Origin of the sequence: Rhizobium sp. WYCCWR 11146, assembly GCF_013591995.1 — a bacterium.
Lineage (GTDB): Bacteria > Pseudomonadota > Alphaproteobacteria > Rhizobiales > Rhizobiaceae > Rhizobium > Rhizobium indicum.
In genome coordinates, this window is the sequence record NZ_JACCEY010000031.1 from 173,616 (window position 1) to 196,878 (window position 23,263).

Annotated in this window: 25 protein-coding genes; 15 read left to right on the forward strand and 10 right to left on the reverse strand. The window is 63.5% G+C overall.

Annotated features, from left to right (window positions below):
- Positions 1-36: 36 nt before the first annotated feature.
- Both HX899_RS25180 and HX899_RS25185 read right to left on the reverse strand, forming a co-directional pair.
- Positions 37-423: a VOC family protein gene (locus tag HX899_RS25180; protein WP_181293682.1), complete on the reverse strand. Its 387-nt coding sequence runs from the start codon at positions 421-423 to the stop codon at positions 37-39.
- Positions 420-1,670, reverse strand: a complete 1,251-nt coding sequence (locus tag HX899_RS25185) for an MFS transporter (protein ID WP_181293683.1) — start codon at positions 1,668-1,670, stop codon at positions 420-422. Before HX899_RS25185 ends, HX899_RS25180 begins: the two co-directional genes overlap by 4 nt.
- A 91-nt stretch (positions 1,671-1,761) precedes the next feature.
- Here HX899_RS25185 and HX899_RS25190 point away from each other — a divergent pair, with 91 nt between their 5' ends.
- Entirely contained in the window at positions 1,762-2,640 is an 879-nt protein-coding gene (locus tag HX899_RS25190) for a LysR family transcriptional regulator (RefSeq protein WP_181293684.1), read from the forward strand.
- A gap of 1 nt (position 2,641) precedes the next feature.
- On the opposite strand, the gene HX899_RS25195 is transcribed toward HX899_RS25190, so the two are convergent.
- On the reverse strand, positions 2,642-3,547 hold the full coding sequence (locus HX899_RS25195) for a LysR family transcriptional regulator (RefSeq protein WP_138332263.1): 906 nt from the start codon (positions 3,545-3,547) through the stop codon (positions 2,642-2,644).
- A gap of 126 nt (positions 3,548-3,673) precedes the next feature.
- Here HX899_RS25195 and HX899_RS25200 point away from each other — a divergent pair, with 126 nt between their 5' ends.
- From HX899_RS25200 to coaBC, 3 genes are all read left to right on the forward strand, one after another.
- On the forward strand, positions 3,674-4,438 hold the full coding sequence (locus HX899_RS25200; protein WP_138388362.1) for an SDR family oxidoreductase: 765 nt from the start codon (positions 3,674-3,676) through the stop codon (positions 4,436-4,438).
- Positions 4,439-4,573: 135 nt separating this feature from the next.
- Positions 4,574-5,323, forward strand: coding sequence for an SDR family oxidoreductase (locus HX899_RS25205; RefSeq protein ID WP_138388363.1), 750 nt, complete (start codon positions 4,574-4,576; stop codon positions 5,321-5,323).
- Positions 5,324-5,500: 177 nt separating this feature from the next.
- The gene (gene coaBC / locus HX899_RS25210; RefSeq protein WP_180194522.1) at positions 5,501-6,706 is read left to right on the forward strand and encodes a bifunctional phosphopantothenoylcysteine decarboxylase/phosphopantothenate--cysteine ligase CoaBC; all 1,206 of its coding nucleotides are present in this window, start codon (positions 5,501-5,503) and stop codon (positions 6,704-6,706) included.
- 29 nt (positions 6,707-6,735) lie between these two features.
- Here the strand turns inward: coaBC and HX899_RS25215 are convergent, their stop codons facing one another.
- Positions 6,736-7,548 (reverse strand): class II glutamine amidotransferase, encoded by an 813-nt coding sequence (locus HX899_RS25215; RefSeq protein WP_181293685.1) that lies wholly within the window; start codon positions 7,546-7,548, stop codon positions 6,736-6,738.
- Between the two features lie 525 nt (positions 7,549-8,073).
- On the opposite strand from HX899_RS25215, the gene HX899_RS25220 reads away from it, so the two are divergent.
- From HX899_RS25220 to HX899_RS25235, 4 genes are all read left to right on the forward strand, one after another.
- Complete coding sequence (locus HX899_RS25220) at positions 8,074-8,751, forward strand: FadR/GntR family transcriptional regulator (protein ID WP_181293686.1); 678 nt, start codon at positions 8,074-8,076, stop codon at positions 8,749-8,751.
- Positions 8,748-10,040: an MFS transporter gene (locus HX899_RS25225; RefSeq protein WP_181293687.1), complete on the forward strand. Its 1,293-nt coding sequence runs from the start codon at positions 8,748-8,750 to the stop codon at positions 10,038-10,040. Before HX899_RS25220 ends, HX899_RS25225 begins: the two co-directional genes overlap by 4 nt.
- A 99-nt stretch (positions 10,041-10,139) precedes the next feature.
- Positions 10,140-11,672: a S10 family peptidase gene (locus tag HX899_RS25230; RefSeq protein ID WP_181293688.1), complete on the forward strand. Its 1,533-nt coding sequence runs from the start codon at positions 10,140-10,142 to the stop codon at positions 11,670-11,672.
- Between the two features lie 66 nt (positions 11,673-11,738).
- Positions 11,739-12,140, forward strand: coding sequence for a GFA family protein (locus tag HX899_RS25235; protein ID WP_181293689.1), 402 nt, complete (start codon positions 11,739-11,741; stop codon positions 12,138-12,140).
- A 26-nt stretch (positions 12,141-12,166) separates the two neighbouring features.
- Here the strand turns inward: HX899_RS25235 and HX899_RS25240 are convergent, their stop codons facing one another.
- The gene (locus tag HX899_RS25240; protein ID WP_181293782.1) at positions 12,167-12,748 is read right to left on the reverse strand and encodes an Lrp/AsnC family transcriptional regulator; all 582 of its coding nucleotides are present in this window, start codon (positions 12,746-12,748) and stop codon (positions 12,167-12,169) included.
- 28 nt (positions 12,749-12,776) lie between these two features.
- On the opposite strand from HX899_RS25240, the gene HX899_RS25245 reads away from it, so the two are divergent.
- Positions 12,777-13,163 (forward strand): RidA family protein, encoded by a 387-nt coding sequence (locus HX899_RS25245; RefSeq protein WP_181293690.1) that lies wholly within the window; start codon positions 12,777-12,779, stop codon positions 13,161-13,163.
- A 44-nt stretch (positions 13,164-13,207) separates the two neighbouring features.
- Here HX899_RS25245 and HX899_RS25250 read toward each other — a convergent pair whose 3' ends face one another.
- Complete coding sequence (locus tag HX899_RS25250; RefSeq protein ID WP_181293691.1) at positions 13,208-13,915, reverse strand: glutathione S-transferase family protein; 708 nt, start codon at positions 13,913-13,915, stop codon at positions 13,208-13,210.
- A gap of 113 nt (positions 13,916-14,028) precedes the next feature.
- Between HX899_RS25250 and HX899_RS25255 the strand changes: the two genes are divergently transcribed.
- The gene (locus tag HX899_RS25255; protein WP_181293692.1) at positions 14,029-14,919 is read left to right on the forward strand and encodes a LysR substrate-binding domain-containing protein; all 891 of its coding nucleotides are present in this window, start codon (positions 14,029-14,031) and stop codon (positions 14,917-14,919) included.
- A 3-nt stretch (positions 14,920-14,922) separates the two neighbouring features.
- Here the strand turns inward: HX899_RS25255 and HX899_RS25260 are convergent, their stop codons facing one another.
- A complete protein-coding gene (locus HX899_RS25260; protein ID WP_072639896.1) occupies positions 14,923-16,506 on the reverse strand; it encodes a peptide chain release factor 3 in 1,584 nt (527 codons plus the stop codon).
- A 91-nt stretch (positions 16,507-16,597) separates the two neighbouring features.
- Here HX899_RS25260 and dut point away from each other — a divergent pair, with 91 nt between their 5' ends.
- Both dut and HX899_RS25270 read left to right on the forward strand, forming a co-directional pair.
- A complete protein-coding gene (gene dut, locus HX899_RS25265) occupies positions 16,598-17,068 on the forward strand; it encodes a dUTP diphosphatase (protein WP_181293693.1) in 471 nt (156 codons plus the stop codon).
- Positions 17,068-17,967 carry a GNAT family N-acetyltransferase gene (locus tag HX899_RS25270; RefSeq protein WP_181293694.1) on the forward strand — a complete coding sequence of 300 codons (900 nt, stop codon included), beginning with the start codon at positions 17,068-17,070 and terminating at the stop codon, positions 17,965-17,967. Before dut ends, HX899_RS25270 begins: the two co-directional genes overlap by 1 nt.
- 72 nt (positions 17,968-18,039) lie before the next feature.
- On the opposite strand, the gene HX899_RS25275 is transcribed toward HX899_RS25270, so the two are convergent.
- Complete coding sequence (locus tag HX899_RS25275; RefSeq protein WP_012759850.1) at positions 18,040-18,504, reverse strand: Lrp/AsnC family transcriptional regulator; 465 nt, start codon at positions 18,502-18,504, stop codon at positions 18,040-18,042.
- Between the two features lie 99 nt (positions 18,505-18,603).
- Between HX899_RS25275 and HX899_RS25280 the strand changes: the two genes are divergently transcribed.
- Complete coding sequence (locus tag HX899_RS25280) at positions 18,604-19,518, forward strand: DMT family transporter (protein ID WP_181293695.1); 915 nt, start codon at positions 18,604-18,606, stop codon at positions 19,516-19,518.
- A 47-nt stretch (positions 19,519-19,565) separates the two neighbouring features.
- Here HX899_RS25280 and HX899_RS25285 read toward each other — a convergent pair whose 3' ends face one another.
- The gene (locus HX899_RS25285; protein ID WP_181293696.1) at positions 19,566-20,084 is read right to left on the reverse strand and encodes a Dps family protein; all 519 of its coding nucleotides are present in this window, start codon (positions 20,082-20,084) and stop codon (positions 19,566-19,568) included.
- Positions 20,085-20,420: 336 nt separating this feature from the next.
- On the opposite strand from HX899_RS25285, the gene HX899_RS25290 reads away from it, so the two are divergent.
- Positions 20,421-21,038: a LysE family translocator gene (locus tag HX899_RS25290; protein ID WP_181293697.1), complete on the forward strand. Its 618-nt coding sequence runs from the start codon at positions 20,421-20,423 to the stop codon at positions 21,036-21,038.
- A 145-nt stretch (positions 21,039-21,183) separates the two neighbouring features.
- Positions 21,184-22,146, forward strand: coding sequence for a cysteine synthase A (gene cysK, locus HX899_RS25295; protein WP_003544751.1), 963 nt, complete (start codon positions 21,184-21,186; stop codon positions 22,144-22,146).
- A gap of 230 nt (positions 22,147-22,376) precedes the next feature.
- Here cysK and HX899_RS35240 read toward each other — a convergent pair.
- Positions 22,377-23,263, reverse strand: an 887-nt coding sequence (locus tag HX899_RS35240) for a YifB family Mg chelatase-like AAA ATPase (RefSeq protein WP_246697180.1), incomplete at its 5' end; no start/stop codon positions are given.

The window sequence follows — 23,263 nt, forward strand, 5'->3', positions numbered from 1 at the left end:
AAATCTTCGACGGATCGGCTGGAGCCGAGCAGCGCGTCAGGCGATCAGATTGGAGACTTCGATGAGGTTGCCGTCAGGATCTCTGAAATAGACCGAGCGCAAACGCCCGGTCGCACCGGTGCGCTCGACCGGACCTTCTTCGATCGCAACGCCCGCGGCCTGCAGATCAGCGATGACATCGGCAAGCTGTGTCTCGGCGATGAAGCAGAGGTCGCCGGAGCCGGGTGTGGGGTGTCTCGCCTTGGGATCGAATTCGCGGCCGGCCTGATGCAGGTTGATCTTCTGCCTGCCGAATTTCAGCGCCTTTCGGCCTTCCGCGAAGATTTCGACCGACATGCCGAGGATGCGAGAATAAAAATCGCAGGTGGTGGCGATATCGGCGACGGACAGCACGAGATGGTCAAGACGGTCTATGCGGATCATGCTTTTCTCCTCGCGAGGTGCTGGGCAAGACAGGCGGAGACAAAGGCCAGCGCCAGCATGGCAAGGGTGAAGATAACGACGGCGGCCCAGCCTTCAACCGCGTAGAACCAGCCGCCCGCCGAACCCATGAGGCTGGAGCCGACATAATAGGCGAGCATATAGAGCGATGAGGCGTGCCCCTTGGTGCCATGCGCCAGCTTGCCGACAAGGCCGCTGGCGATCGAATGGCTCATGAAGAAGCCGGTCGTGAGTACGATGATACCGAGGATGATGGCCGGGAGCGAGGCTGCGAGCGTCAGCGCGCTGCCGCCGGCGGTGAGCGCCAGACCGAAGAGAAGCACGGAAAAATGCCCGATCCGGTCTCCGAGCAGGCCGCCGATCGAAGAGGCGCCGATGCCGAAGAGATAGACGGTGAAGATCAGCCCGAGTTCGGTCTGGTTGAGGCCGTAGGGCGGCACCACAAGGCGGAAACCGGCATAGTTGTAGATCGTCACGAAGGAGCCCATCGCCAGGAAGGCGATGGCGAAGATGAAGGGCAGCGCCGGATTGCTCAGATGACCGAGCCAGGCCTTGAGATGAAAGCGCGGATCGAAGCCCGGCCGGCGGACGAAATTGCGTGACGGCGGCAAGAGGGCGATGAAGCCGACCGCGGCGGCAAGGCCGATGGCGCCGATGATGAAGAGCGCCGGGCGCCAAGTGAGATATTCGGCGAAGATGCCGGTCAGCACGCGGCCGGACATGCCGCCGAAGGCCGTGCCGCCGACATAGAGGCCCATGGTGGCGCCAAGGCCGCGCGGGTCGATTTCCTCGGCGAGATAGGCCATGGCGACAGCAGGCACGCCACCGAGAACGAGGCCCTGCAGCGCGCGGATGACGAGCAGCAGATGCCAATTCGGGGCAAAGGCGGTGGCGATGGTCAGCAATGCCGCGCCGACCAGCGATATCGACATCAGGCTGCGGCGGCCAAGACCTTCCGAAACCGCGGCGGCGCAGACGATCGCGACCGCGAGGAAGCCGGTGGAGAGCGAGAGCGACAGCGAGCTTTCGGCCGGACTGACGGAGAATTGCTGCGAGAAGATCGGCAGCAGCGGCTGCACGCAATAGAGCAGCGAGAAGGTGGAGAATCCGGACAGGAAGAGTGCCAGGCTGGCGCGGCGATAGGCGCCGGTGCCACGGGTCAGGTAGTGCTTCTGCCCTAGGATCGCGGTTGTCTCGGCGGTCTTCGCGGCATGCGCTGACGTCGGCATATCTTCATCCTTCCGACCTCCGATCTAGTCAACGCCGCTCCATTTGTCCAATATATGGGACTGGCGATTTCGATAGGTTTTGGAGATGGCGATGGAGCTGCGGCATTTGAGATATTTTCTCGCGGTGGCGGAAGAAGGCAATTTCACCCGTGCCGCCGGCAAGCTCGGCATCGGGCAGCCACCGCTCAGCCAGCAGATCCGCGACCTGGAAAGGGAAGTGGGCGCGGCGCTGTTTCACCGCGTGCCGCATGGGGCCGAATTGACGGCAGCGGGAGCGGCCTTCCTTGGCGAGGCAAAGGCTTCGCTGGCGGCCGCGGAAAAGGCGAAACTTGCGGCGCAAAGCGCCAATCGCGGCGAGACCGGTCGGCTGTCGCTCGGTTTCACTGCCTCCTCCGCCTTCAATCCCATCGTCAGCACGACGATCCGACGCTTTCGCGCACGCTGGCCGGAGGTGCAGCTGTCGCTGACGGAAATGAATACGCTGGCGCTGATGCAGAAGCTGGAACGCGGCGAGCTCGACGCCACCTTCATGCGTCCCAGCCTGGACGATCCCGCCGGCATCCGGCTGCGGCGACTGCCGGATGAGCCGATGGTGATCGCCCTGCCCGCCAGCCATCCCTTGACGCGGCACCCCAGCCTGCCGCTTGCGGCGCTGGCGGACGAACCCTTCATCCTCTTTCCCCGGCTCGTGGGCTTGAGCCTTTACGACGATGTCGTGCTTGCCTGCCGCAAGGCGGGATTCGAGCTGACCGTGGCGCAGGAGGCGCCGCAGATTTCCTCGGTCGTCAATCTGGTGGCGGCCGATCTCGGCGTCTCGATCGTGCCTGCCTCGATTTCGCAGATCAAGCTCGAAGGTGTGGCCTACCGGCCGATCGAGGGACCGCCGGCCGTGGCGCGCCTGGCGCTGGCAATGCTGAAAACACATCGCTCGCCGGTCACCGAGAACTTGATCAGCCTGCTGAGTACATGAATTAACCCGCCGGATCCCAATAGGGCGGATCGCCGAAGCTCTTCTTCAGATGATCGGCGATGGCGCGAAGCTTGGCGGAGGGATTGCGGCCTTCGGGATGGGCCATGTAGATGAATTCGGCCTCCGGCCTGTGGCCGACATCGATTTCGGCAAGCCGGCCCTCGCGGATGGCGGGGCCGGCGATGAAGGCGGGCAGCAGCGCGATGCCGAGCCCGGCAATCGCGGCGTCGCGGAGCATGTCGCCATTGTTGATGCCGAGCGCCAGTTTCGCGCGGACGACGATCGCACCCTCTGGCGTCTGGAAGCGCCAGTCGGCAACGCCGCGATTGGTGTAGAAGATGCCGCGATGGCTGTCGAGATCAGAGAGCGACGAGGGAATTCCCTGGCGGGCGAGATAATCCGGCGAGGCGCAGAGAAGGCGGCGGCTATGCGCGAGCTTCCAGGCGACCAGCCTGTTATCGGCGATCGGACCGTTGCGGATGATGGCATCGTAACCGTCCGAGGCGGCATCGACGCGTCGGTCATCGATATCGAGGGTCAGTTCGATCTCGGGATGTTCGGCAAGAAAGGGATAGAGCGCCGGGCCGAGATGCATGCGGCCGAAGGTGACGGGGGCAGCGATGCGGATCGGTCCCGATAGTGTTCCGCGCCGCTCGGCCATATCGGCTGCGGCTTCCTCGATCTCGCGCACGATGCGCGCGGCGCGCCCGAGGAAGACCGTGCCATCCTCCGTCAAAGTGAGCTTGCGCGTCGTTCGGTGCAGCAGCATGCCGCCGAGCGACTTCTCCAGTTCCGCCAGCCTTTCGCTGACGACGGATTTGGACAGCCGCAGGCGTCGGGCCGCCTCGCTGACCGAGCCTGCCTCGACCACGGCGACGAAAGCCGCAATACCTTCGATCCTGATCATCGTTCGGCTTTTCCGAATTCGAGTTCCCCGATCTGGAGACTAATCCGAACGAATGGAAAATGCCATCTTCCACTCATCGAAAGGGACGGCAGGGGCCGCCTCACCTTAAACGCAGGAGATGGAACCATGAACCGCTTGAACAACAGGGTCGCGATCGTCACCGGCGCAAGCTCCGGCATCGGCCGCTCCACGGCAAAGCTCTTTGCCGCCGAAGGCGCCAAGGTCGTCGTCGGCGCCCGCCGCCAGGGCGAACTCGACAGTCTCGTCGCCGAGATCAAGGCAGAGGGCGGCGACGCCATCGCCATTGCCGGCGACGTGCGCTCGGAAGACTATCACAAGGCGCTGGTCGCCGCCGCCGTGACGTATTACGGCAAGCTCGATATCGCCTTCAACAATGCCGGCACGCTCGGCGAAGCCGGTGCGAGCACCGCCGTTTCGGAAGCAGGCTTCAGCGAGGCGCTGGCGATCAATCTGACGGCCTCCTTCCTCGCCGCCAAGCACCAGATCGGCGCGATGGTGGAAAATGGTGGCGGCTCGGTGATCTTCACCTCGACCTTCGTCGGCTACAGCTTCGCTTTTCCGGGCGTTGCCGCCTATGCCGCCAGCAAATCCGGCCTGATCGGCCTGACGCAGGCGCTCGCCGCCGAATTCGGCCAGCAGGGCGTGCGCGTCAATGCCATCCTGCCGGGTGCTGTTGATACCGACATGTATCGGGACATGAACGATACGCCTGAGAAGCAGGCCTTCGTTACCAATCTGCATGCGCTGAAGCGTGTCGCGACACCCGAAGAACTCGCCCGCTCGGTTCTCTATCTCGCCTCCGACGATGCGAGCTTCGTCACCGGCACGGCCTCGCTGGTCGACGGTGGCGCTTCGATCACCCGCACCTGAGGCGGCGCGGCGCGATTATCCGCTGCGGGTTGACGATCCTTCAATACGCCGGCTTATCGCGCCGCTTTTTTCAGAGCATTCTCCCATCCAACAACAACGGGCCGCGGCCCAAAATTCGATCAAAGGAACGTCATCATGTCACGTCTGCAAAACAAGACAGCCCTCATCACCGGCGGCACCAGCGGCATCGGTCTCGAGACCGCCCGCCAGTTCATCGCTGAGGGCGCCCGCGTCGTCGTTACCGGCAGCAGCGTGGCAAGCGTCGAGGCGGCCCGCGCCGAACTTGGCGGCAAAGCCACCGTCATCCAGGCCGATGCCGGCAATGCGGCCGGCCAGAAGGCCGTCGCCGACACAGTGAAAGAGGCTTTCGGCACGCTCGACATCCTCTTCGTCAACGCCGGCGTCGCCGAATTCGGGCCGCTGGAACAGTGGAGCGAAGCCGCCTTCGACAAGTCGGTTGATATCAACGTCAAGGGCCCGTTCTTCCTGATTCAGGCGCTGCTGCCGATTTTTTCGAAGCAGGCTGCGATCGTGCTCAACACCTCGATCAACGCCCATATCGGCATGCCCAACTCGAGCGTCTATTCGCTGACGAAGGGCGCACTGCTGACGCTTGCCAAGACGCTGTCGGGCGAACTCATCGGCCGCGGCATCCGCGTCAACGCCGTCAGCCCCGGTCCGATCGCCACGCCGCTTTACAGCAAGCTCGGGGCATCGGAAGCCGATTCCAAGGCGATGACCGCGCAGATCCAATCCCAGATCCCTGTCGGTCGCTTCGGGAACCCCAGCGAAGTCGCGAAGACGATCGTCTTTCTCGCCTCCGATGAGGCGGCCTATATCGTCGGCAGCGAACTCATCATCGACGGCGGGATGAGCAACCTCTGACCCCACGAGCGCGGCGGAGACCAGCTGCCGCGCTGCTTGCCGCCTTCAGCATGGCGATCGCGATCGTCATGCGGCGGCTGCCCGAGCAGATCCCATGCGTGTCGCCCGCGCGATTGCATGTTCTCCGCCAAAGGCTTAGGGTCGAGAGCGGTCAGAAAAGGCAACGGGAAGAAGGCCATGGCTCTCAGCGGCAAACGCATCCTCCTCATCATCTCCGGCGGCATCGCAGCCTATAAGAGCCTGGATCTGATCCGCCGGCTGCGCGAACGCGGCGCGAGCGTGCGCCCTGTGATGACCAAGGGCGCGCAGGAATTCGTCAAGCCGCTTGCCGTCGGTGCGCTGGCGGCGGACCATGTGTTCCTCGATCTGTTTTCTCGGCAGGACGAACAGGATGTCGGTCATATCCGGCTGGCGCGTGACTGCGACCTTGTGCTGATCGCCCCCGCCACCGCCGATCTGATGGCGAAGATGGCGAACGGGCTTGCCGACGATCTCGCCTCGACCGTGCTTCTGGCGACCAACAGGCCGGTGCTTGCGGCACCGGCGATGAACCCCGCCATGTGGGCACATCCGGCTACGCGGCGGAATGCCGCGATGCTCAGAGCCGACGGCATCCGCTTCGTCGGGCCGATGGCCGGCGAGATGGCGGAAAGCCGGGAGGCCGGGCTTGGCCGGATGGCGGAACCGCTGGAGATCGTCGCTGCCGCCGAAACCATGCTCGACGACGGAGAAAAGCCGCTCAAGGGACGCAAGGCAATCGTCACGTCAGGACCGACGCACGAGCCGATCGATCCGGTGCGCTATATCGCCAACCGCTCCTCCGGCCGGCAGGGGCATGCGATCGCCGCAGCCCTGGCAAAGCTCGGGGCGGAGGTGACGCTGGTATCCGGGCCGGTGACGATCGCCGATCCCGTCGGCGTCAGCGTCGTGCATGTCGAGCGGGCCGAAGAAATGCGTGATGCTGTGCTTGCGGCGCTGCCGGCCGACATCGCGGTGATGGTCGCAGCGGTGGCGGACTGGCGCGTCGCCTCGGCGGCCGACCAGAAGCTGAAGAAACATCCCGGCGAATCCATTCCGACGCTGGCGCTGACCGAGAACCCGGACATCCTGAAAACCGTCGGCCATCATACGATGCGGCCGAAGCTGGTGATCGGCTTTGCCGCCGAGACGCAGGACGTCGAAAGCAATGCAAAGGCAAAACTCGAAAGGAAAGGCGCCGACCTGATCGTCGCCAATGACGTTTCCCCTGCGACCGGGATCATGGGCGGCAGCCGCAACAGGGTTAAACTCATTCGCCGCGACGGCGTCGAGCAATGGCCTGACCTGACGAAGGAAGAGGTCGCCGAAAGGCTGGCGGCGCTGATCGCCAAGCAGCTCCGCTGATCGCCAGCGGCTCAGCTGACGCCAAGCGTTCAGGCAGGAATGGCCACGCGCTGCGGCTTGGAGGCACTGCGCTTCTCCGGCCGGAAGTCGGCGACGTCAATGCCATCTTTGCCGATAGTGACCGCGCTGCCATCCGGAATTTCGGCCCAGGCATCGACATCATCGTTCAACGGCTCGGAGACGAGGCAATAACCGGCGTTGACGGGTGAGGCATAAAGCGTCGGCGCCTTGCGATCTGTTGCATAACGGATCGCATAGAGCGTGTTGCCGTCAGAGAAGGCGGCGGTAAAGCGCAGCAGGATCGAGCCGATGACGCTGCCGGCCAGATCCTCGACGACACCGATCATATCAGCCATCGCGGCGACCGGCGCCTCGCGCAGGCCGAACTGCAGCGCCAGCAGGAACATCAGCTCGGAATCGGTCGTGCCGCCGCGGGCATTGAACAGCTCGTCGTCGAGCATCGCCTCCATCGGCCGGCGCAGGCGCTCGAAGCCGGCGATCTGGCCGTTGTGCATGAAGGACCAGGTGTCATGGGTGAAGGGGTGGCAGTTGTCGCGGCGCGTGCCGCCGCCTGTGGCAGCGCGGACATGGGCGAGGAAGAGCGGCGAACGGATCTGCCGCGCCAGGCTCTTCAGATTGCAATCTGACCATGCGGGCAGGATATCGCGGTAGCGGCCGGGCTCGGGCCTGTCGCCATACCAGGCGATGCCGAAGCCATCGCCATTCGTCGCCGTCTTGGCGCGGGTGGCGCAATGCGACTGCTCGATCAGGGAGTGGGCGGGCGAGGATACCAGTTCCTCGAGATAGAGAGGGTCTCCACGATAGGCTGCCCAGCGACACATGGCTCTTTGCTCCGGAACCCCGCCGCCGCATCGGCGGGAATGCTCTAAATTGTCGAACGTCGCGGCTAATAACAGCTTAACGCGCGGCCGGTTTGCAAGGGCAACATGACGGTTTCGTGGCGCAAAACATCTTCAAATTCGGCGAACAGCTGTGTTCTCTCGTGAACACCCAATTTTTCCAAGACAGCGCATACGTGCATTTCTGCTTGCATCTCAGAAGAATCAGCCTAACTTTAAGCCATCAGCAACAGAACGAAAGGAAGGTGATCCAATGTCTAATGAGATTTCGGACCTCGTAACGGGCATGGAAGAGGTGACGAAGGCGAGGCAGCCCTCGCTCTAATCCCCGCCTTCCTGGGGCTGCATAGACAGTCCAGGCCAGTTTGAGGCCAAACTCATGGAAAGGGTCGCTGAGGCGGCCCTTTTTTATTGTCTTGATGTCCTTATTGTCTCGATGCCGGGCGTTGACGAAAGATTGAAATCCCACTACTCATAAGGTCATCAGATGACTTTATGAGTAGTGGGATGCGAGCACTCATCAAGACCAATCTCGCCGATGAGGCGATCGAGGCGATCCGCGGCGACATTCTCGGCAAACGCTGGGTGGTCGGCGAAAAATTGCCGAATGAAGCCTCGCTGTCGGCCATGCTTTCCGTCAGCCGCGGCACGGTGCGCGAGGCGGTGCGCGTTCTGGTTTCCCAGGGTTATCTCGAAACAAGGCAGGGGTCGGGCACCTATGTCCGTGCCACCAGCGACGCCGGCCGGCCGCTGACGATGGCGCGGCGCGCCAGCCTGCGCGACCAGTTCGAGGCGCGCCTGGCGCTCGACGTCGAGGCCGCCCGGCTGACGGCGATCCGCAAGACGCCGGAGACGGTTGCCGGGCTCCGCCGGCTGCTTGCCGAACGCGGCAATTACGACGGCGGCAACCAGGCCGCCTTCATCGAACGCGACCTCGCCTTCCACAAGGCTGTCATCGCCGCTTCGGGCAACCGGGCGATGATCGAGATCTACGACTTTTTCTCGGCCTCGATCGCCGACACCATCGCGGCGACGCTCGGCAAGGACATTCCCGAGCCGGATATGCAGGCGCATGCCGATATCATCGACGCCATCGAAACCGGCGATCCCGACAAGGCGGATGCGGCGGTGCGGCGCTTCATGGCACCGGTTCTTGCCGCACTCGAGCGGATGATCCTGTCATGAACACGCCTGCCAACCATGCCACAAGCACGCTTGAGGCGGCCGACGAATTGCTTGTAGACGCCGAGGCCGGCAACCTTCCGCCGTCGCAGGCAACGCCGGTGCGGGGAGCTGCGGGTCGTTTCCTGCTGGGCGCGAGCCTGGTGCTGATCGCCTTCAACCTGCGCCCGGTCTTCTCCAGCGCCTCGGCGCTACTGCCGGAAATCCGCTCGGAGCTCGGCCTGAGCGCGCTCGGCGCCAGCCTGCTGACGACGCTTCCGGTCGTCTGCCTCGGCGCCTTCTCGCCGCTTGCGCCTCGTCTTGCCCAACGCCTCGGTACCGAACGCACGCTACTTGGCGTTCTCCTGCTTCTGGCGCTCGGCACCGCACTGCGCGGGCTTTCCTCCGTGCCGCTGCTCTTCATCGGCACGGCCCTTGCCGGCGCCTGCATCGCCGTCGGCAACGTGCTGCTGCCGGGGCTGGTGAAGCGCGATTTTGCCGGGCGCGCCGCGCTGATGACCGGCTTCTATACGATGGCGCTCTGCGCCGGGGCGGCAAGTGCCGCCGGGCTGACGCTGCCGATCGAGCACGCACTCGGCGGCTCTCTCGAGGGCGCCCTCGCCGTCTGGGCGCTGCCGGCGCTCGCCGTCAGCCTGCTCTGGCTGCCTGAGGTTCTGCGCAGCGGCAGACAGGCAAGGCGAAACGGCTTTCGCGTCGAAGGCCTCTGGCGCGACCGGCTCGCCTGGCAGGTGACGCTGTTCATGGGACTGCAATCGGCACTTGCCTATTGCGTCTTCGGCTGGCTAGTTCCGATCTTGCGCGAACGCGGGCTCGACGGCGTTACATCAGGGGCGATCGTTTCCCTGTCGGTGATGGTGCAAGCGGCATCCTGCCTGATCGTGCCGCACATCGCCGTGCGTGGCCGCGACCAGCGGCTGATCAATGCGAGCCTCTGCGGCGTCGCCGTCACCGCCCTGCTCGGCCTGCTCTTCGCGCCGCTCTCGACGGTCTGGCTGTGGGCGGTGCTGCAGGGCATCGGCCAGGGTGGACTGATCGCGGCGGCCATGACGACGATCGTGCTGCGCTCGCGCGATCCCGATGTCGCCGCCCATCTTTCCGGCATGGCGCAATGCGTCGGTTACCTGCTCGCCGCCATCGGCCCGCTCATCGTCGGCCTCATCCGTGGCTGGACCGGCAGCTTTTCCTGGTGCGCGGCTCTCTTCGTCGCGCTCGGGCTGGGAGCGGCGATCAACGGCTGGAAGGCCGGCCGGGCGATCGAGATCAATGTTCACGCAGTCGAGAAGGCCGGCTGAAACTCACTCACCTGCCCATCACCATCTCTTGATGCCCGTCGTCGGCAGCGGATGCTACGCTATCTCAGCCTCTCATTCCCGATCGCCGGAGGAGACATCTTGCGCATACGAACCCTGTTTCTGCTCGCCGCGCTTGCAGCAATGCTGGCCCCCGCCCTTTCCCATGCGCAGGAAAGCGATCCACCGAGGGCGAATGTCCAGAGGGGCACGCGCGACGGCGTGCTGAAGCTGCTGCCGGCCGATTCCGTTACAGAGCACGCGCTGACGATCGGTGGCCGGAAGCTCGCCTATACCGCCACCGCCGGCACGCTGGATCTCTTCGGCCAGGACGGCGCGCAGACCGGCGCGATCTTCTACACCGCCTATGTCGCGCGGGATGGCGGGCCGAACCGGCCTCTGACCTTTGCCTTCAACGGCGGGCCGGGTGCTGCTTCCGCCTTCCTGCATCTCGGGCTGGTCGGGCCGAAGGTGCTCGATTTCGGGCCGGACGGACGCGACGGCGCCAATGCGAAACTCGTCGACAACCCGCAAAGCTGGCTCGATTTCACCGATCTCGTGCTGATCGATCCGATCGGCACCGGCTGGAGCCGAACGGCAAAGGCTGACGACGCCTCCAATTATTACAACGTCAGTGCCGACGCTGAGAGCATCGCCAAGGCGATCGCGCTCTATATCGCGCACAACAACCGTTCCAACTCGCCGAAATATCTTCTTGGCGAAAGTTATGGCGGCTTTCGCGCCGCCAAGGTCGCCTCGGCGCTGCAGGAAAGCCAGGGCATTATCGTCGCCGGTGCGGTGATGCTTTCCCCCTTGCTCGAGGGCCAGCTGATGTTCAATGCCGATCAGTTTCCACTCGGCGCCGCGCTGGAGCTGCCGTCGCTGGCCGCCGCCGAACTCGACCGGCACAACGCCTTTGACGAGGAGAAGCAGAAGGCAGCCGAGACCTTCGCGCTCGGGAACTATCTGACGACGCTCGCCGGGCCGCCGCCGATGGGTGCCGACGCCGCCGCCTTCTATGGCAGGATTGCTCGCCTGACGGGAATTCCCGAGGATATCGTCACCCGCAACCGCGGCTTCCTCGGCAGTTCCTTCGTCAAACATTCAGATGAGGGCAGCGGCGAGGTGATGAGCTCTTACGACGCCTCCTTTGCAGCACCCGATCCCTATCCGGAATCGGATTACGATCGCGGCGACGACGCCATCCTCGACGGGTTCACCCGCGCTTATGGCGGGGCTTTCGCCGACTATGCCCGCAACGAACTCGGTTTCAGGACCGAGATGACCTATTCGCTGCTCGACCGCGATATCAGCCGGCGCTGGGAATGGGGCGGCGGGCGCGGCGGCGGATCGCGCTTCCAGGCCAGCGCCACCGACGACATAAGGCAGCTGCTCGCCGCGAACCCGGCCTTCCATCTGCTGATCGCACATGGCTACAGCGATGTGGTGACGCCTTATGGCGTCAGCCGCTACGTGGTCGACCATCTGCCGCCCTCGCTCGCCGGCGGCCGCGTCGGGCTGAAGCTTTATCGCGGCGGGCATATGTTCTATACAAGAGCTGATCAGCGGGCCGCCTTCACGGCGGATGCAAAGGCCTTCTACGCCACACATTTGGCCGCTCAGCCGGCGGACTAAAGCGTGGAGATGTCTTGTCGCTAAACCGCTGTACAGTTTTGCGCGACATGCTTTGGGGACTTGCCGATGCATATTACCGGAGGATGCCACTGCGGCGCGATCCGCTATCAGGCCGAGATCGACCCGGAGCGGGTCTCGATCTGCCATTGCACCGATTGCCAGCGGTTGACGGGCTCGGCCTATCGCATCACGGCGCCGGCGCGGCCGGCAAGTTTCGCGCTTACTTCAGGCGAGCCAAGAGGCTACGCAAAATATGGCGACAGCGGTGGTCTCAGCCGCCAATTCTTCTGCCCGAATTGCGGATCGCCGCTCTACCGCACGGATGGCGACGGCGGCGGGTTCGGCATCCGCGTCGGCAGCATCGACCAGCGGCAGGAACTGGTGCCGAAGAAACAGATATGGTGCCGCTCAGCCCTCTCAGGGGTGGAGAATATCGAAACGCTTCCGCGCTTCGAGGGCGAGGATTAGGCTGGCCTCGGCTTAACATCCCGCCTTTATTCCGGCAGAGGCATGTCCGGCCAGCTATCGGTGACGCCGGCCTGTACCGGACGCTCCAGATAGGTGGAAAGCGCAATATAGCTGCGGGTGCCGGTGACACCGGGAACGGCGTGAATCTGGGCGAGAAAAGCTTCCAAGGCCTGCGGGCTGGCGGTGCGGACCTTGAAGAGAACGCTGGCGTCGCCCGCGACCGAATGCATCTCCTCGACCTCGGGAAACTGCAGGACCTGCATCAGTCGCTCGCTCTTGCCCCAGCCCGCAGCCTCCACATGCACGAAGGCAAGCAACGGTTTGCCGAGGGCTGCGCCGTCCAGCGCGGCATGCACGCCCTTGATGGCGCCGGATTGTTTCAGGCGGCGCACCCGCTCATGCACGGCCGGCGCCGACAGGCCGACCGCCTCGCCAAGCCTGGCATAGCTCTGGCTGCTGTCGGCGGCGAGCGCGGCTAATATTCTTCGGTCGAATGCATCGATGACAGCCTGCTGCCTGCGTCCCTGCCGAAGATCCTCTGTATTTTTCGCCATTCCGCAAACTCCCCTTTCTGCCGAAGAATAATCGCCGATACTGGCGTTCTTCAACAGGATATTCGGAAGAGGAGGAAAACTCATGGAGATGATCGCGCACAATCCGGCAAACGGGATCTATCCGGCCAGCCCTGATTACATCCATGCGCTGGAGGTCAGGTATCCATCCCGGCTGCTCTTCGTCAGCGGTACGATGGGTCTCGATCAAGAGGGAATGGCGGCGGCCGATCTGGAAGGGCAATTGGAGCTCATCTGGTCCAATCTGCGCGCCATCCTCACTTCCGCTGATATGACGGTGGACAATATCGTGCGGCTGACGAGCTATCTCAGCGACGGCGCCTTTATGGAGGCGAACCAGAACGCCCGTCTTCGGGCGCTTGGCGGCCGCACCGTGCCGACCACGGCGATCATCGTCGAAACGCTGCGCGACGACTGGCTCGTCGAGATCGAGATCATCGCCGCCGGCTGACGGCAGATCGGCCGCCGCACCGCAGGGTGCGACGGCCGCGGCGATCAAGCCGCCTGTTTCAACAGGCCGAGCGCTTCGGCCAGACCGACCTCGCCGCGGAAACCGCCGCTGCTTTTCGCCTCCTGCCGATGCTCGATCGCATGGGCAAAATGCACGGCGGCCTCCTGCTGCATGCGTTCATAGAGGCGATGCAGGCCGGGAAACTGCCGGCGGTCGACGACCTTGTGAAAATCGCTCCAGCGGGCGATGCCGACGAAATAGGCGTCCGCCAGGCTTGGCCCATTGCTAAGAAGCCATTCGCGGCCGTCGAGCAGCCGCTCCAGCGTATGATGCGCCTTTTCGACCGCGGCGATGCCATAGGCGGTGAGGGCCTGCTTCTGCTGCGGCTCCAGCGGATGCTCGATCGCATACCAGAGTGGACCGAAGGCCTGGAAGAAGGTGGTGTTGAGAAAGGCCAGCATCTGGTTCAGGCGATCGAAATCCGCCGAGCCCTGCGCAAAGCCCAGACCGCTGCCGATCGCCCGGGCGCCGATATGGTGCAAGATCGCCATGCTTTCGCTGATCGTCCTGCCATCTTCGAGCAGCAGCGACGGCGTTTCGCCGACCATGTTGATCCGCTTGTATTCTTCGCTCGAGACTATTTCCGGCATCTCGACGCGGCAGAGCCGATAAGGCAGGCCGGACCATTCCAACGCGACGATCGAGCCGAAGGAGCAGCCCTCCGGAACGCCGTAAAATAATATGGGTGACATCAATCGTTCCTTTCAGAATTAAACCCGTTTGGCGCGATGAATATGAGGATGTGGACGATCTTGCAGTAGAGGCTATAAATGCATCGCAATGTCCACATATCTGGAAGCTGACGATGGTGCTTTTCAACCTCAACGATCTCCATCTTTTCGTGCAGGCCGTCGACAGCGGCAGCTTTACCGCCGCCGCAAGGCATCTCGGCATTCCGAAATCGACGGTGAGCAAGCGGGTTGCGGAGCTGGAGGCACGGCTTGGTGTCCGGCTGATCCAGCGCACGTCGCGAAGCTTTGCACTGACCGAGCTCGGCCGGGAGTTCTTTCAGCATGCCCTGGCCTCGATCATCGAGGCGGAGATGGCCGAGGGTATCGTGCGGCGGCATCTGGCTGAACCGGCCGGCAGCGTTCGCCTGACCGCCTCGGTGCCGACGGCGCAGTTTACCCTGACGGAGCATCTGCCGGCGCTGGCTGTGCGCTATCCGAAGCTCCGGCTCTCCGTGCACGTGACGGACCGTTTCGTCGATATCGTCCAGGAGGGTTTCGATATCGCGCTGCGCAGCCACAGGACGCCGCTGCCGGATTCGGCGCTGGTCCAGCGGAAGCTCGCCAGCCATCCTTTCTTCATCCTCGCCTCGCCGGATTATGTGAATGCCCATGGCGAACCGCGCCGGCCGGAGGAGCTGGCACAGCATGCGACGATCATGACCAGCCTGACGGAGGACCAGTGGCGGCTTTATTCGGGCGGCGACGAGGTTCTCGTCACGCTGCATTCCGTCATGGCCGCGGATGAGCCTTACGTCCTGATGGAAATGGCCATGTCGGGGCTCGGCATTACCTGCCTGCCGACATCCGTCTGCCGCAAGGCGCTGGCCGAGGGGCGGCTGGTGCGGGTGCTGCCGGAATGGACGGCCGGCAGCATCGAAACGACCATCCTGATGCCGCACCGGCGTGGCCAGTTGCCGGCGGTGCGCGCCGTCGTCGATTTCCTGGCGGAGCGGCTTGGCGGTTAGCGATCACGCCGCCTTGGCGGCGTGATATTCCTTGATCGCGACCATCTTGATCGCCGGATGGCGCTCGGATTCGTAACGCAGCGAGAAACCGTCCTGGGCGAGGAAGACCGGGTCACCGTCGAGATCGCGGGCGATATCGCCGCGTTTGACGGTGAGGAATTTTTCGAGATCGGCCGGCTGATCGGCCGAGATCCAGCGGCAGACCGAGAAACGCGACATTTCGAAGGAGACCGGCAGGCCGTATTCGGCCATCAGCCGCTCCTTCAAGACGTCGAGCTGCAGGGCGCCGACGACGCCGACGATCGCCGGCGAGCCGTCTTCCGGCGAAAACAGCTGGACGACGCCCTCTTCGGCCATCTGCTGCAGGGCTTCCTTCAGCTTCTTCGCCTTCATAGCGTCTTCCAGGCGCACGCGGCGCAGGATTTCCGGCGAGAAGTTCGGCACGCCCTGGAAGACCAGCGATTCACCCTCGGTCAGCGTATCGCCGATCCGGAGCGTGCCGTGGTTGGGAATGCCGACGACGTCGCCGGCATAGGCCGTGTCGGCCAACTGGCGCTGCGAGGCGAAGAAGAATTGCGGCGCCGTCAGGCCGAGCTGCTTGCCGGTGCGAGCAAGCCTTGCCTTCATGCCGCGTTCGAGCTTGCCGGAGCAGATGCGGGCAAAGGCGATGCGGTCGCGGTGGTTGGGGTCCATGTTGGCCTGGATCTTGAAGACAAAGGCCGTCATTTTGTCGTCGGTCGCATGCACGGTCCTGGTATCGGCGACCTGGTCACGCGGCGGCGGCGCAAAATCGCCGAGCGCGTTGATGAGATCGCGAACGCCGTAATTGCGCAGCGCCGAGCCGAAGAAAACCGGCGTCATATGGCCTTCCAGGAAGGCTTCGCGGTCGAAGGGACGGCAGGCCTCGATCGCCAGCTCCGTCTCCTCGATGAAGACCTGGCGCTCGTTTTCCGGCAGTCTGCCGGCCACGCTTTGCGGGCCATTGACCGGCGTCCCCTCGATTTCGGTATCCGAACCGCGCACCGTGTTGGCGGCGATATTATACGAGCCGCAAAAGGTCTTGGAGCGGCCGATCGGCCAAGTGATCGGCGCCGTGTCCAGCGCCAGCTTCTCTTCCACCTCGTCGAGGATCTCGAAGGGATCGCGGCTTTCGCGGTCCATCTTGTTGATGAAAGTGATGATCGGGATATCACGCATGCGGCAGACTTCGAAGAGCTTCAGCGTGCGCGGCTCGATACCCTTGGCGGCATCGATGACCATGACGGCGGCATCGACGGCCGTCAGTGTGCGATAGGTGTCGTCGGCGAAATCCTCGTGACCCGGCGTGTCGAGGATGTTGAAGACATTGTCGTTATATTCGAAGGTCATCACCGAGGTGACGACGGAGATGCCGCGTTCGCGCTCGATCTTCATCCAGTCGGAGCGCGTCTGCATGCGATCCTTCTTCGCCTTGACTTCGCCGGCAAGCTGAATGGCGCCGCCGAACAGCAGCAGCTTTTCGGTGAGCGTCGTCTTGCCCGCGTCCGGGTGGGCGATAATAGCGAATGTGCGGCGGCGGGAGACCGCCTCGGCGAGACTTTCGGCCATGCTTGTGAATCCTGTGGAATTGCCGCGTATCTAGCGATTAAAGCCCGGCAATGCAATTGACCTCGGGCCTTCGGACGCAAAGTAATGGGCCATGACCATTCATCACGATACGCGCCCGATGCTGAACCTGATCCGCTTAGCCAATGGCGAAGGCCTCGATCTGCCCGCCTATGAAAGCAAGGGAGCGGCCGGCATGGACCTGCGCGCTGCCGTCGACGAGACAGCAGCGCTGACACTTCTGCCCGGCAAGCGGGCGCTGGTGCCGACCGGCTTCATCTTCGAGATCCCCGAAGGTTTCGAGGGTCAGGTGCGGCCACGCTCCGGCCTGGCCTTCAAAAACGGCATCACCTGCCTGAATTCGCCAGGCACCGTCGACAGCGACTATCGCGGCGAAGTGAAAGTGCTGCTCGTCAATCTCGGCGAGGAGCCCTTTATCATCGCGCGCGGCATGCGCATCGCCCAGATGGTGATCGCGCCGGTGACCCAGGCGCGGGTGGCAGAGATCACCGCGGCCAGCGAAACGGCACGCGGCGCAGGCGGCTTCGGCTCCACCGGCGTTTGATGGCCAAGCGCCTCGACAGCGCTGGCCTGACCTTCCGGCAGGACTATTTCGGTGACCCCGCCGGCTGGGCGGCGCTGGTCTGCCTGCTCAAGGATATTTTCGGTATCGATATCGGACCGCTGCAGCAGCTTGGCGGTCCTGATGCCACCAGCATGCCCTTCGGCTGGTTCGATGCCGAAGGCGAACTTACGGCCAATATTTCAGCCTTTGCGCTGCCCTTCGTCCTCAATGGCAGGATTGTCCATGCCGCCGGGCTGCAATCCGGCGCAGTGCGGCCGCCGTGGCGCGGCCGCGGGCTCTATCGCGACGTCACGGTGAAAGCGCTCGACTGGTGCGAGAAGCAGGGTTTTGAAGCCGTCATCCTCTATACCGACAAGCCGTCGCTTTACGAACCCTATGGTTTCCACGCGATACCGCTGCACCGATATGAGGGAGCGGCACCCGCCCCTTCGTCTTCCGCCGCACCCGCCCGGCCGCTTTCACCGAAAAACGCGGATGATCTTGCCCTGCTGCAAGCGCTGCTGAAAGGACGCAGCCCGGTTTCGACCTCGCTGGCTGTCACAGTCAATGCGGCGATGTTTCTGATCAACACTCAGCTCGATCCCGATGTCCGCATCAGCTTCCTGGAAGACCGGCAGGCCGTGATCGCCTGGAAGGTCGATGAGGCGGGCCGCTTCAGCCTTCTCGACGTCGTGGCGGCTGATATGCCGCCGCTTGCAGCGATCCTTAGCGGGCTTAAGATCGCGCCCGTCTCCGTCGAGGTGCTCTTCCGTCCCGACAAGCTCGGCTGGGAGGGTGTTCCACAATTGTTGGAAAGCGGCACGAGGCTGATGTTGCGTGGGCTCGGCGATGCCACCCCGGGTTTTCCGGCGATGCTGTCGCCGATGGCGGAATTCTAGAGCAGTTCCAGCAAAAGTGCGCAGCGATTTTGCGGCCGGAATGCGCAAAGACAAAAAGGCGTTCGCCGCCCCCTATTTCCGGCGGGAAAGCGGCGGCAGGCGGCGTTTGACGGGCGAGGCTTTGATCATCGCCGTGTTGGTCTCCGCCCTTTCGGCGACCCGGTCGAGGATGCCGTCAAGGTCGGCCATCGAGCGGATGACCAGGCGGGCGATAAAACAATCATCACCCGTCACCTTGTCGCATTCGATGATTTCGGGAATTTCCTGGATGATACGCTCGACGATGTGCAGTTGTCCCGGCAGCGGGCGCACGCGCACGATCGCCTGCAGGGGATAACCGACTGCGGCGGGATCGAGATCGATGGTGAAGGCCTTGATGACGCCGCGCTCCTCCAGCCGGCGAAGGCGCTCGGCAGCACTCGGCGAGGAGAGGCCGACCTGCTGGGCCAGCTCCTTCAGCGAGATCCGCGCATTGCCGGCCAGCGCCTCCAGAATGGCCTGATCGATTTCGTCGAGCGATTGCACATCATTAGCCACAGCGAGTGATTCCCCCAGTATGATTAGGCTACATCCGTCATTTTCCTTTTTATCCTTATATAAAATCGCCTTCCGGCGCAATATTCTTATGCCATCGAAATGGAGGCAATCATGGGCAGCGACATCAAAAGAGGCACGGCGGAAATGACGGCGGCGATGCTGATCTCGGGGACGATCGGCTGGTTCGTCGTCATGTCGGGACAACCGGTCAGCGGCGTGGTCTTCTGGCGCTGCCTGTTCGGCGCGCTCACTTTGCTTGTCATCTGCGGCGCTCTAGGGCTGCTGCGGCCCGGCATCATCACGCTGCGCGCCTTCGGCATCGCGATTTTCGGCGGCATCGCCATCGTCTTGAACTGGCTGCTGCTCTTTGCCTCCTATTCGCATGCGACGATCTCGATCGCGACGACGGTCTACAACACCCAGCCTTTCATGCTGCTGGTGCTCGGCGCGCTCTTTCTCGGCGAGAAGATCACCGCCGCCAAGCTGTTCTGGCTGGCGCTCGCCTTCGCCGGCATGGTGGCGATCGTCCAGGCGAAACCCGGTGCGGGCGGCGCTGCGTTCGACGGTTACGGCCTCGGCATTCTGATGGCGTTGGGGGCTGCCTTCTTCTACGCGCTCGCCGCCCTTGCCGCGAAGTGGCTGAAAGGCACGCCGCCGCATCTGATCGCGCTCATCCAGGTCGCAACCGGCATGCTGATGCTGGCGCCGATGACGGACTTTTCCCATCCGCCCGGCGATATTGGGTCCTGGGCGATCCTGGTTACCGTCGGCGTCGTCCATACCGGGCTGATGTATGTGCTGCTCTACGGCGCGATCCAGAGGCTGCCGACGCATCTCACAGGCGCCCTGTCCTTCATCTATCCGATCGCGGCGATCCTCGTCGACCGGCTGGCCTTCGGCCACGCACTGCAGCCGATGCAGATCGCCGGCGCGGCGATCATTCTCCTTGCCGCCGCCGGCATGAATCTCGGCTGGACGCCGCGTTGGCTGCGGCCGCGGGCGCTGGAGAGCTGAGAACCGGGCGTCCCGATCGGGATGGCTGAGACGCCCGGTTGCCGATATTACCTCTGCGGGCGTGTCGTTTCGAACAGGAACCAGGTGCGGCGCTCGCCCTCGTCGATCCAGTTCTCGATCAGGCTGGCGGTCGCGACATCATTATGCTCGTCGCAGAGGCCATGCACCTCGCGCAGCAGTGAAACCAGCTGCGCATTGTCCTCGCGCAATTCCGACAACATATCCTCCGGCGTGACGAAATCCGCGTCATTGTCGGCAAGGCGCTGCTGGCGGGCGATCTGGCCGATGGAGCGCAGCGTCGTGCCGCCAATCTTGCGGGCACGCTCGGCAATGTCGTCGGTCATGGCGAAGATCTGCTCGGCCTGTTCGTCGAGCAGCAGATGATAGTCGCGAAAATGCGGGCCGGACATGTGCCAATGGAAATTCTTGGTCTTCACATAAAGGGTAAAGACATCGGCGAGCAGCGCGGTCAGCGCCGCCGAAATATCGGTAGTGGCGTTGGTCGACAAGCTGGACGGCGTCTTGAGTGGCGAAAGCCTGCGGGTTTCGGCTGGCGTATGGGACATTTAATCTCTCCTTGGTGATGAAAATCTCTAGCGCCACCGGCCGGGAAAACGCGGCGGGCCGCGCTGAACGCGCATTTGCAGAGAGAGAAATAGCAAGGCCGGATCGCTTTCCAAGTGGATCATGGTCTAAAGCGCGTCGCGATCTTTCAGATTCGCTCTTCGCGCTTTAGGTCTTTGTTTTTACGCATGTCGTTCTCGCAAAACCGCTGCACACTTTTGCGCGACATGCTCTAGCAGACCTATTCCTTATGGTTATGGACCGATCAGCGCCAAAGCATTGATGAGGAAGCGGCGCTTGCCTATAGATGGGCGGTGGAAGCCCTGAGGGTTAAGAAGATGAGCCTCACCGTCCTGATCACCTATGCCGGAGCGCTGTTCATCGCCGCGGCCATTCCGGGACCCGGGATTACCGCAATCGTTGCGCGTGCGCTCGGCTCGAATTTCCGCGAGACCTTCTTCATGGGTCTCGGCCTGGTGCTCGGCGACATGACCTATCTCACGGCGGTCATTCTCGGCCTTGCCTTCGTGGCGCAAACCTTCACCGAGGTGTTCATAACAATCAAGATCGCCGGCGTCCTTTATCTCGGCTACATCGCCTGGAAACTCTGGACGGCGGGGCTGTTGCCGCAGGATATCGCGGCGCGGAAATCCACCAATATCGGTCTATCCTTCCTCTCCGGCCTGCTGGTGACGCTCGGCAATCCGAAGACGATGCTCTTCTATGTCGCCCTCGTGCCGACGCTGATCGATATCGGCAATATCGGCCTGCGAGACTATGCGCTCCTGCTCACCACCACCTTCATGGTGCTGATCGTCGTGCTGGTGCCCTATATGCTGCTTGCCTCGCGGGCCCGCACGATGCTGAAGCAGCCTCGGGCCTTGCAGGCGCTGAACCGGGTTGCCGCCGGCATCCTCGCCGGCACGGCAGCCTTCATCGCCACGCGAGCGGCCTGAAATAAACATTCGGCAAGAAACGGTTTTCAAAGGTTTTTTTCTCTCCTGACCGCTCCTCCAGGTCGAACGCGCTCTGGCCTAGACGGGCCTTTGACCCTATTCTCCCCCTCGATTTCAGGAGCAGGATTTCAAAGGGAGAGCACCCATGTCGCACAAGCCCGGCCGCGGCCGCATCTATTCCTCGATCACCGAGACCATCGGCGACACGCCGCTCGTGCGCTTCGACAAGCTGGCGCGGGAAAAGGGCGTCGTGGCGAACCTGATCGGCAAGCTTGAATTCTTCAACCCGATCGCCTCCGTGAAGGACCGTATCGGCGTCGCGATGATCGAGGGCCTCGAAGCCCAGGGCAAGATCACCCCCGGCAAGACGGTGCTGATCGAGCCGACCTCCGGCAATACCGGTATCGCGCTCGCCTTTGCCGCCGCCGCCAAGGGTTATCGGCTGATCCTCACCATGCCGGAGACAATGTCGGTCGAGCGCCGCAAGATGCTGGCGCTGCTCGGCGCCGAGCTGGTGCTGACCGAGGGACCAAAGGGCATGAAGGGCGCCATCGCCAAGGCCGAGGAACTGGCGTCCTCCCTTCCCGATGCCGTCATTCCGCAGCAGTTCGAAAACCCTGATAATCCCGAGATCCACCGCAAGACGACGGCCGAGGAAATCTGGAACGATACCGACGGCACGGTCGACATCGTCGTCTCCGGCATCGGCACCGGCGGCACGATCACCGGCGTCGGACAGGTGCTGAAGAGCCGCAAACCCGAGATCAAGATCATCGCCGTCGAGCCCGCAGATTCGCCGATCCTCTCCGGCGGCAATCCCGGCCCGCACAAAATCCAGGGCATCGGCGCCGGTTTCGCCCCGAAGATCCTCGATACCGGCATCTATGACGAGGTCGTCACCGTGACCAATGACGAAGCCTTCGAACAGGCGCGCCTGGTTGCCCGGCTCGAAGGCGTGCCGGTTGGCATCTCCTCGGGTGCGGCACTGACCGCCGCAATCAAGGTCGGCATCCGTCCCGAGAACGCCGGCAAGAACATCGTCATCATCATCCCCTCCTTCGCCGAGCGTTATCTCTCGACGGCGCTGTTCGAGGGGCTGGGGAGCTGAGGCAGAGCTTTGGCCGGGCTTTTCCGGTCACTCGTCTTCGCAGGATATCGGGCCTGCTTCGGCGCTCTGTGAGCTGCTGATAAAGCCGACCCACTCCTCTTTCGTCATGCTCGGGCTTGTCCCGAGCATCTGCAGCCAGTTGATATGCAGCAGATCCTCGGCACAAGGCCGAGGATGACGCCGAGTAAAGGATGAGCTGCCAACAAACTGTCGGGCGCGCTTCGCGCCTCTCACGCAGCCGCCGTCAGCCTTTCGCCGGCGATGCGGTAGGAGATGGCTTCGGCGAGATGGATGCGGCCGACGGTCGGCTTGCCGTCGAGATCGGCCAGCGTGCGGGCGACCTTGAGCACGCGGTGGTAACCGCGGGCGGAGAATTTCATCTTCTCGGCGGCGTCGCGGAGCAGCTGCAGGCCGCTAGCGTCGGGCTCGGCCAGTTTCTCGATCATCGAGGTGGAGCAGCGGGCATTGGTGCCGATGCCTTTTGCGCCTGTGCTTTCGAAGCGCTCCTGCTGGATTTCGCGGGCGCGAGCGACACGACGGGCGACGTCGGCGCTGGTTTCGGCGGCCATCGGCCGGATGAGGTCGGCGGCGGAGACGGCCGGCACATCGATGCGGATATCGATGCGATCCATCAGCGGGCCGGAGATGCGGGCCTGATAATCGCTCATGCAGCGCGGGCCGCGGGCGCAGGTATGGCCCGGCTCGCCGGCCATGCCGCAGCGGCAGGGGTTCATTGCCGCGATCAGCTGGAATTTCGCCGGATAGGAGACGCGGTGATTGGCACGCGCAATGACGCATTCGCCGCCTTCGAGCGGCTGGCGCAGCGCATCGAGCGCCTGCGGCGTGAACTCGGGAAACTCGTCAAGAAAGAGCACGCCGTGATGGGCAAGGGAGGCTTCGCCCGGACGGGCGCGCAGGCCGCCGCCGACAAGGGCCGCCATGGTGGCGGAATGATGCGGGGTGCGGAAGGGCCGGCGATCGGAAAGCTTGCCGCCGGAGAGCTGGCCGGCGATCGAATGCACCATCGACACCTCCAGCAGCTCGGCGGCCGAAAGCGGCGGCAGGATCGACGGCAGTCTTGCCGCCAGCATCGACTTGCCGGAGCCCGGAGGACCGA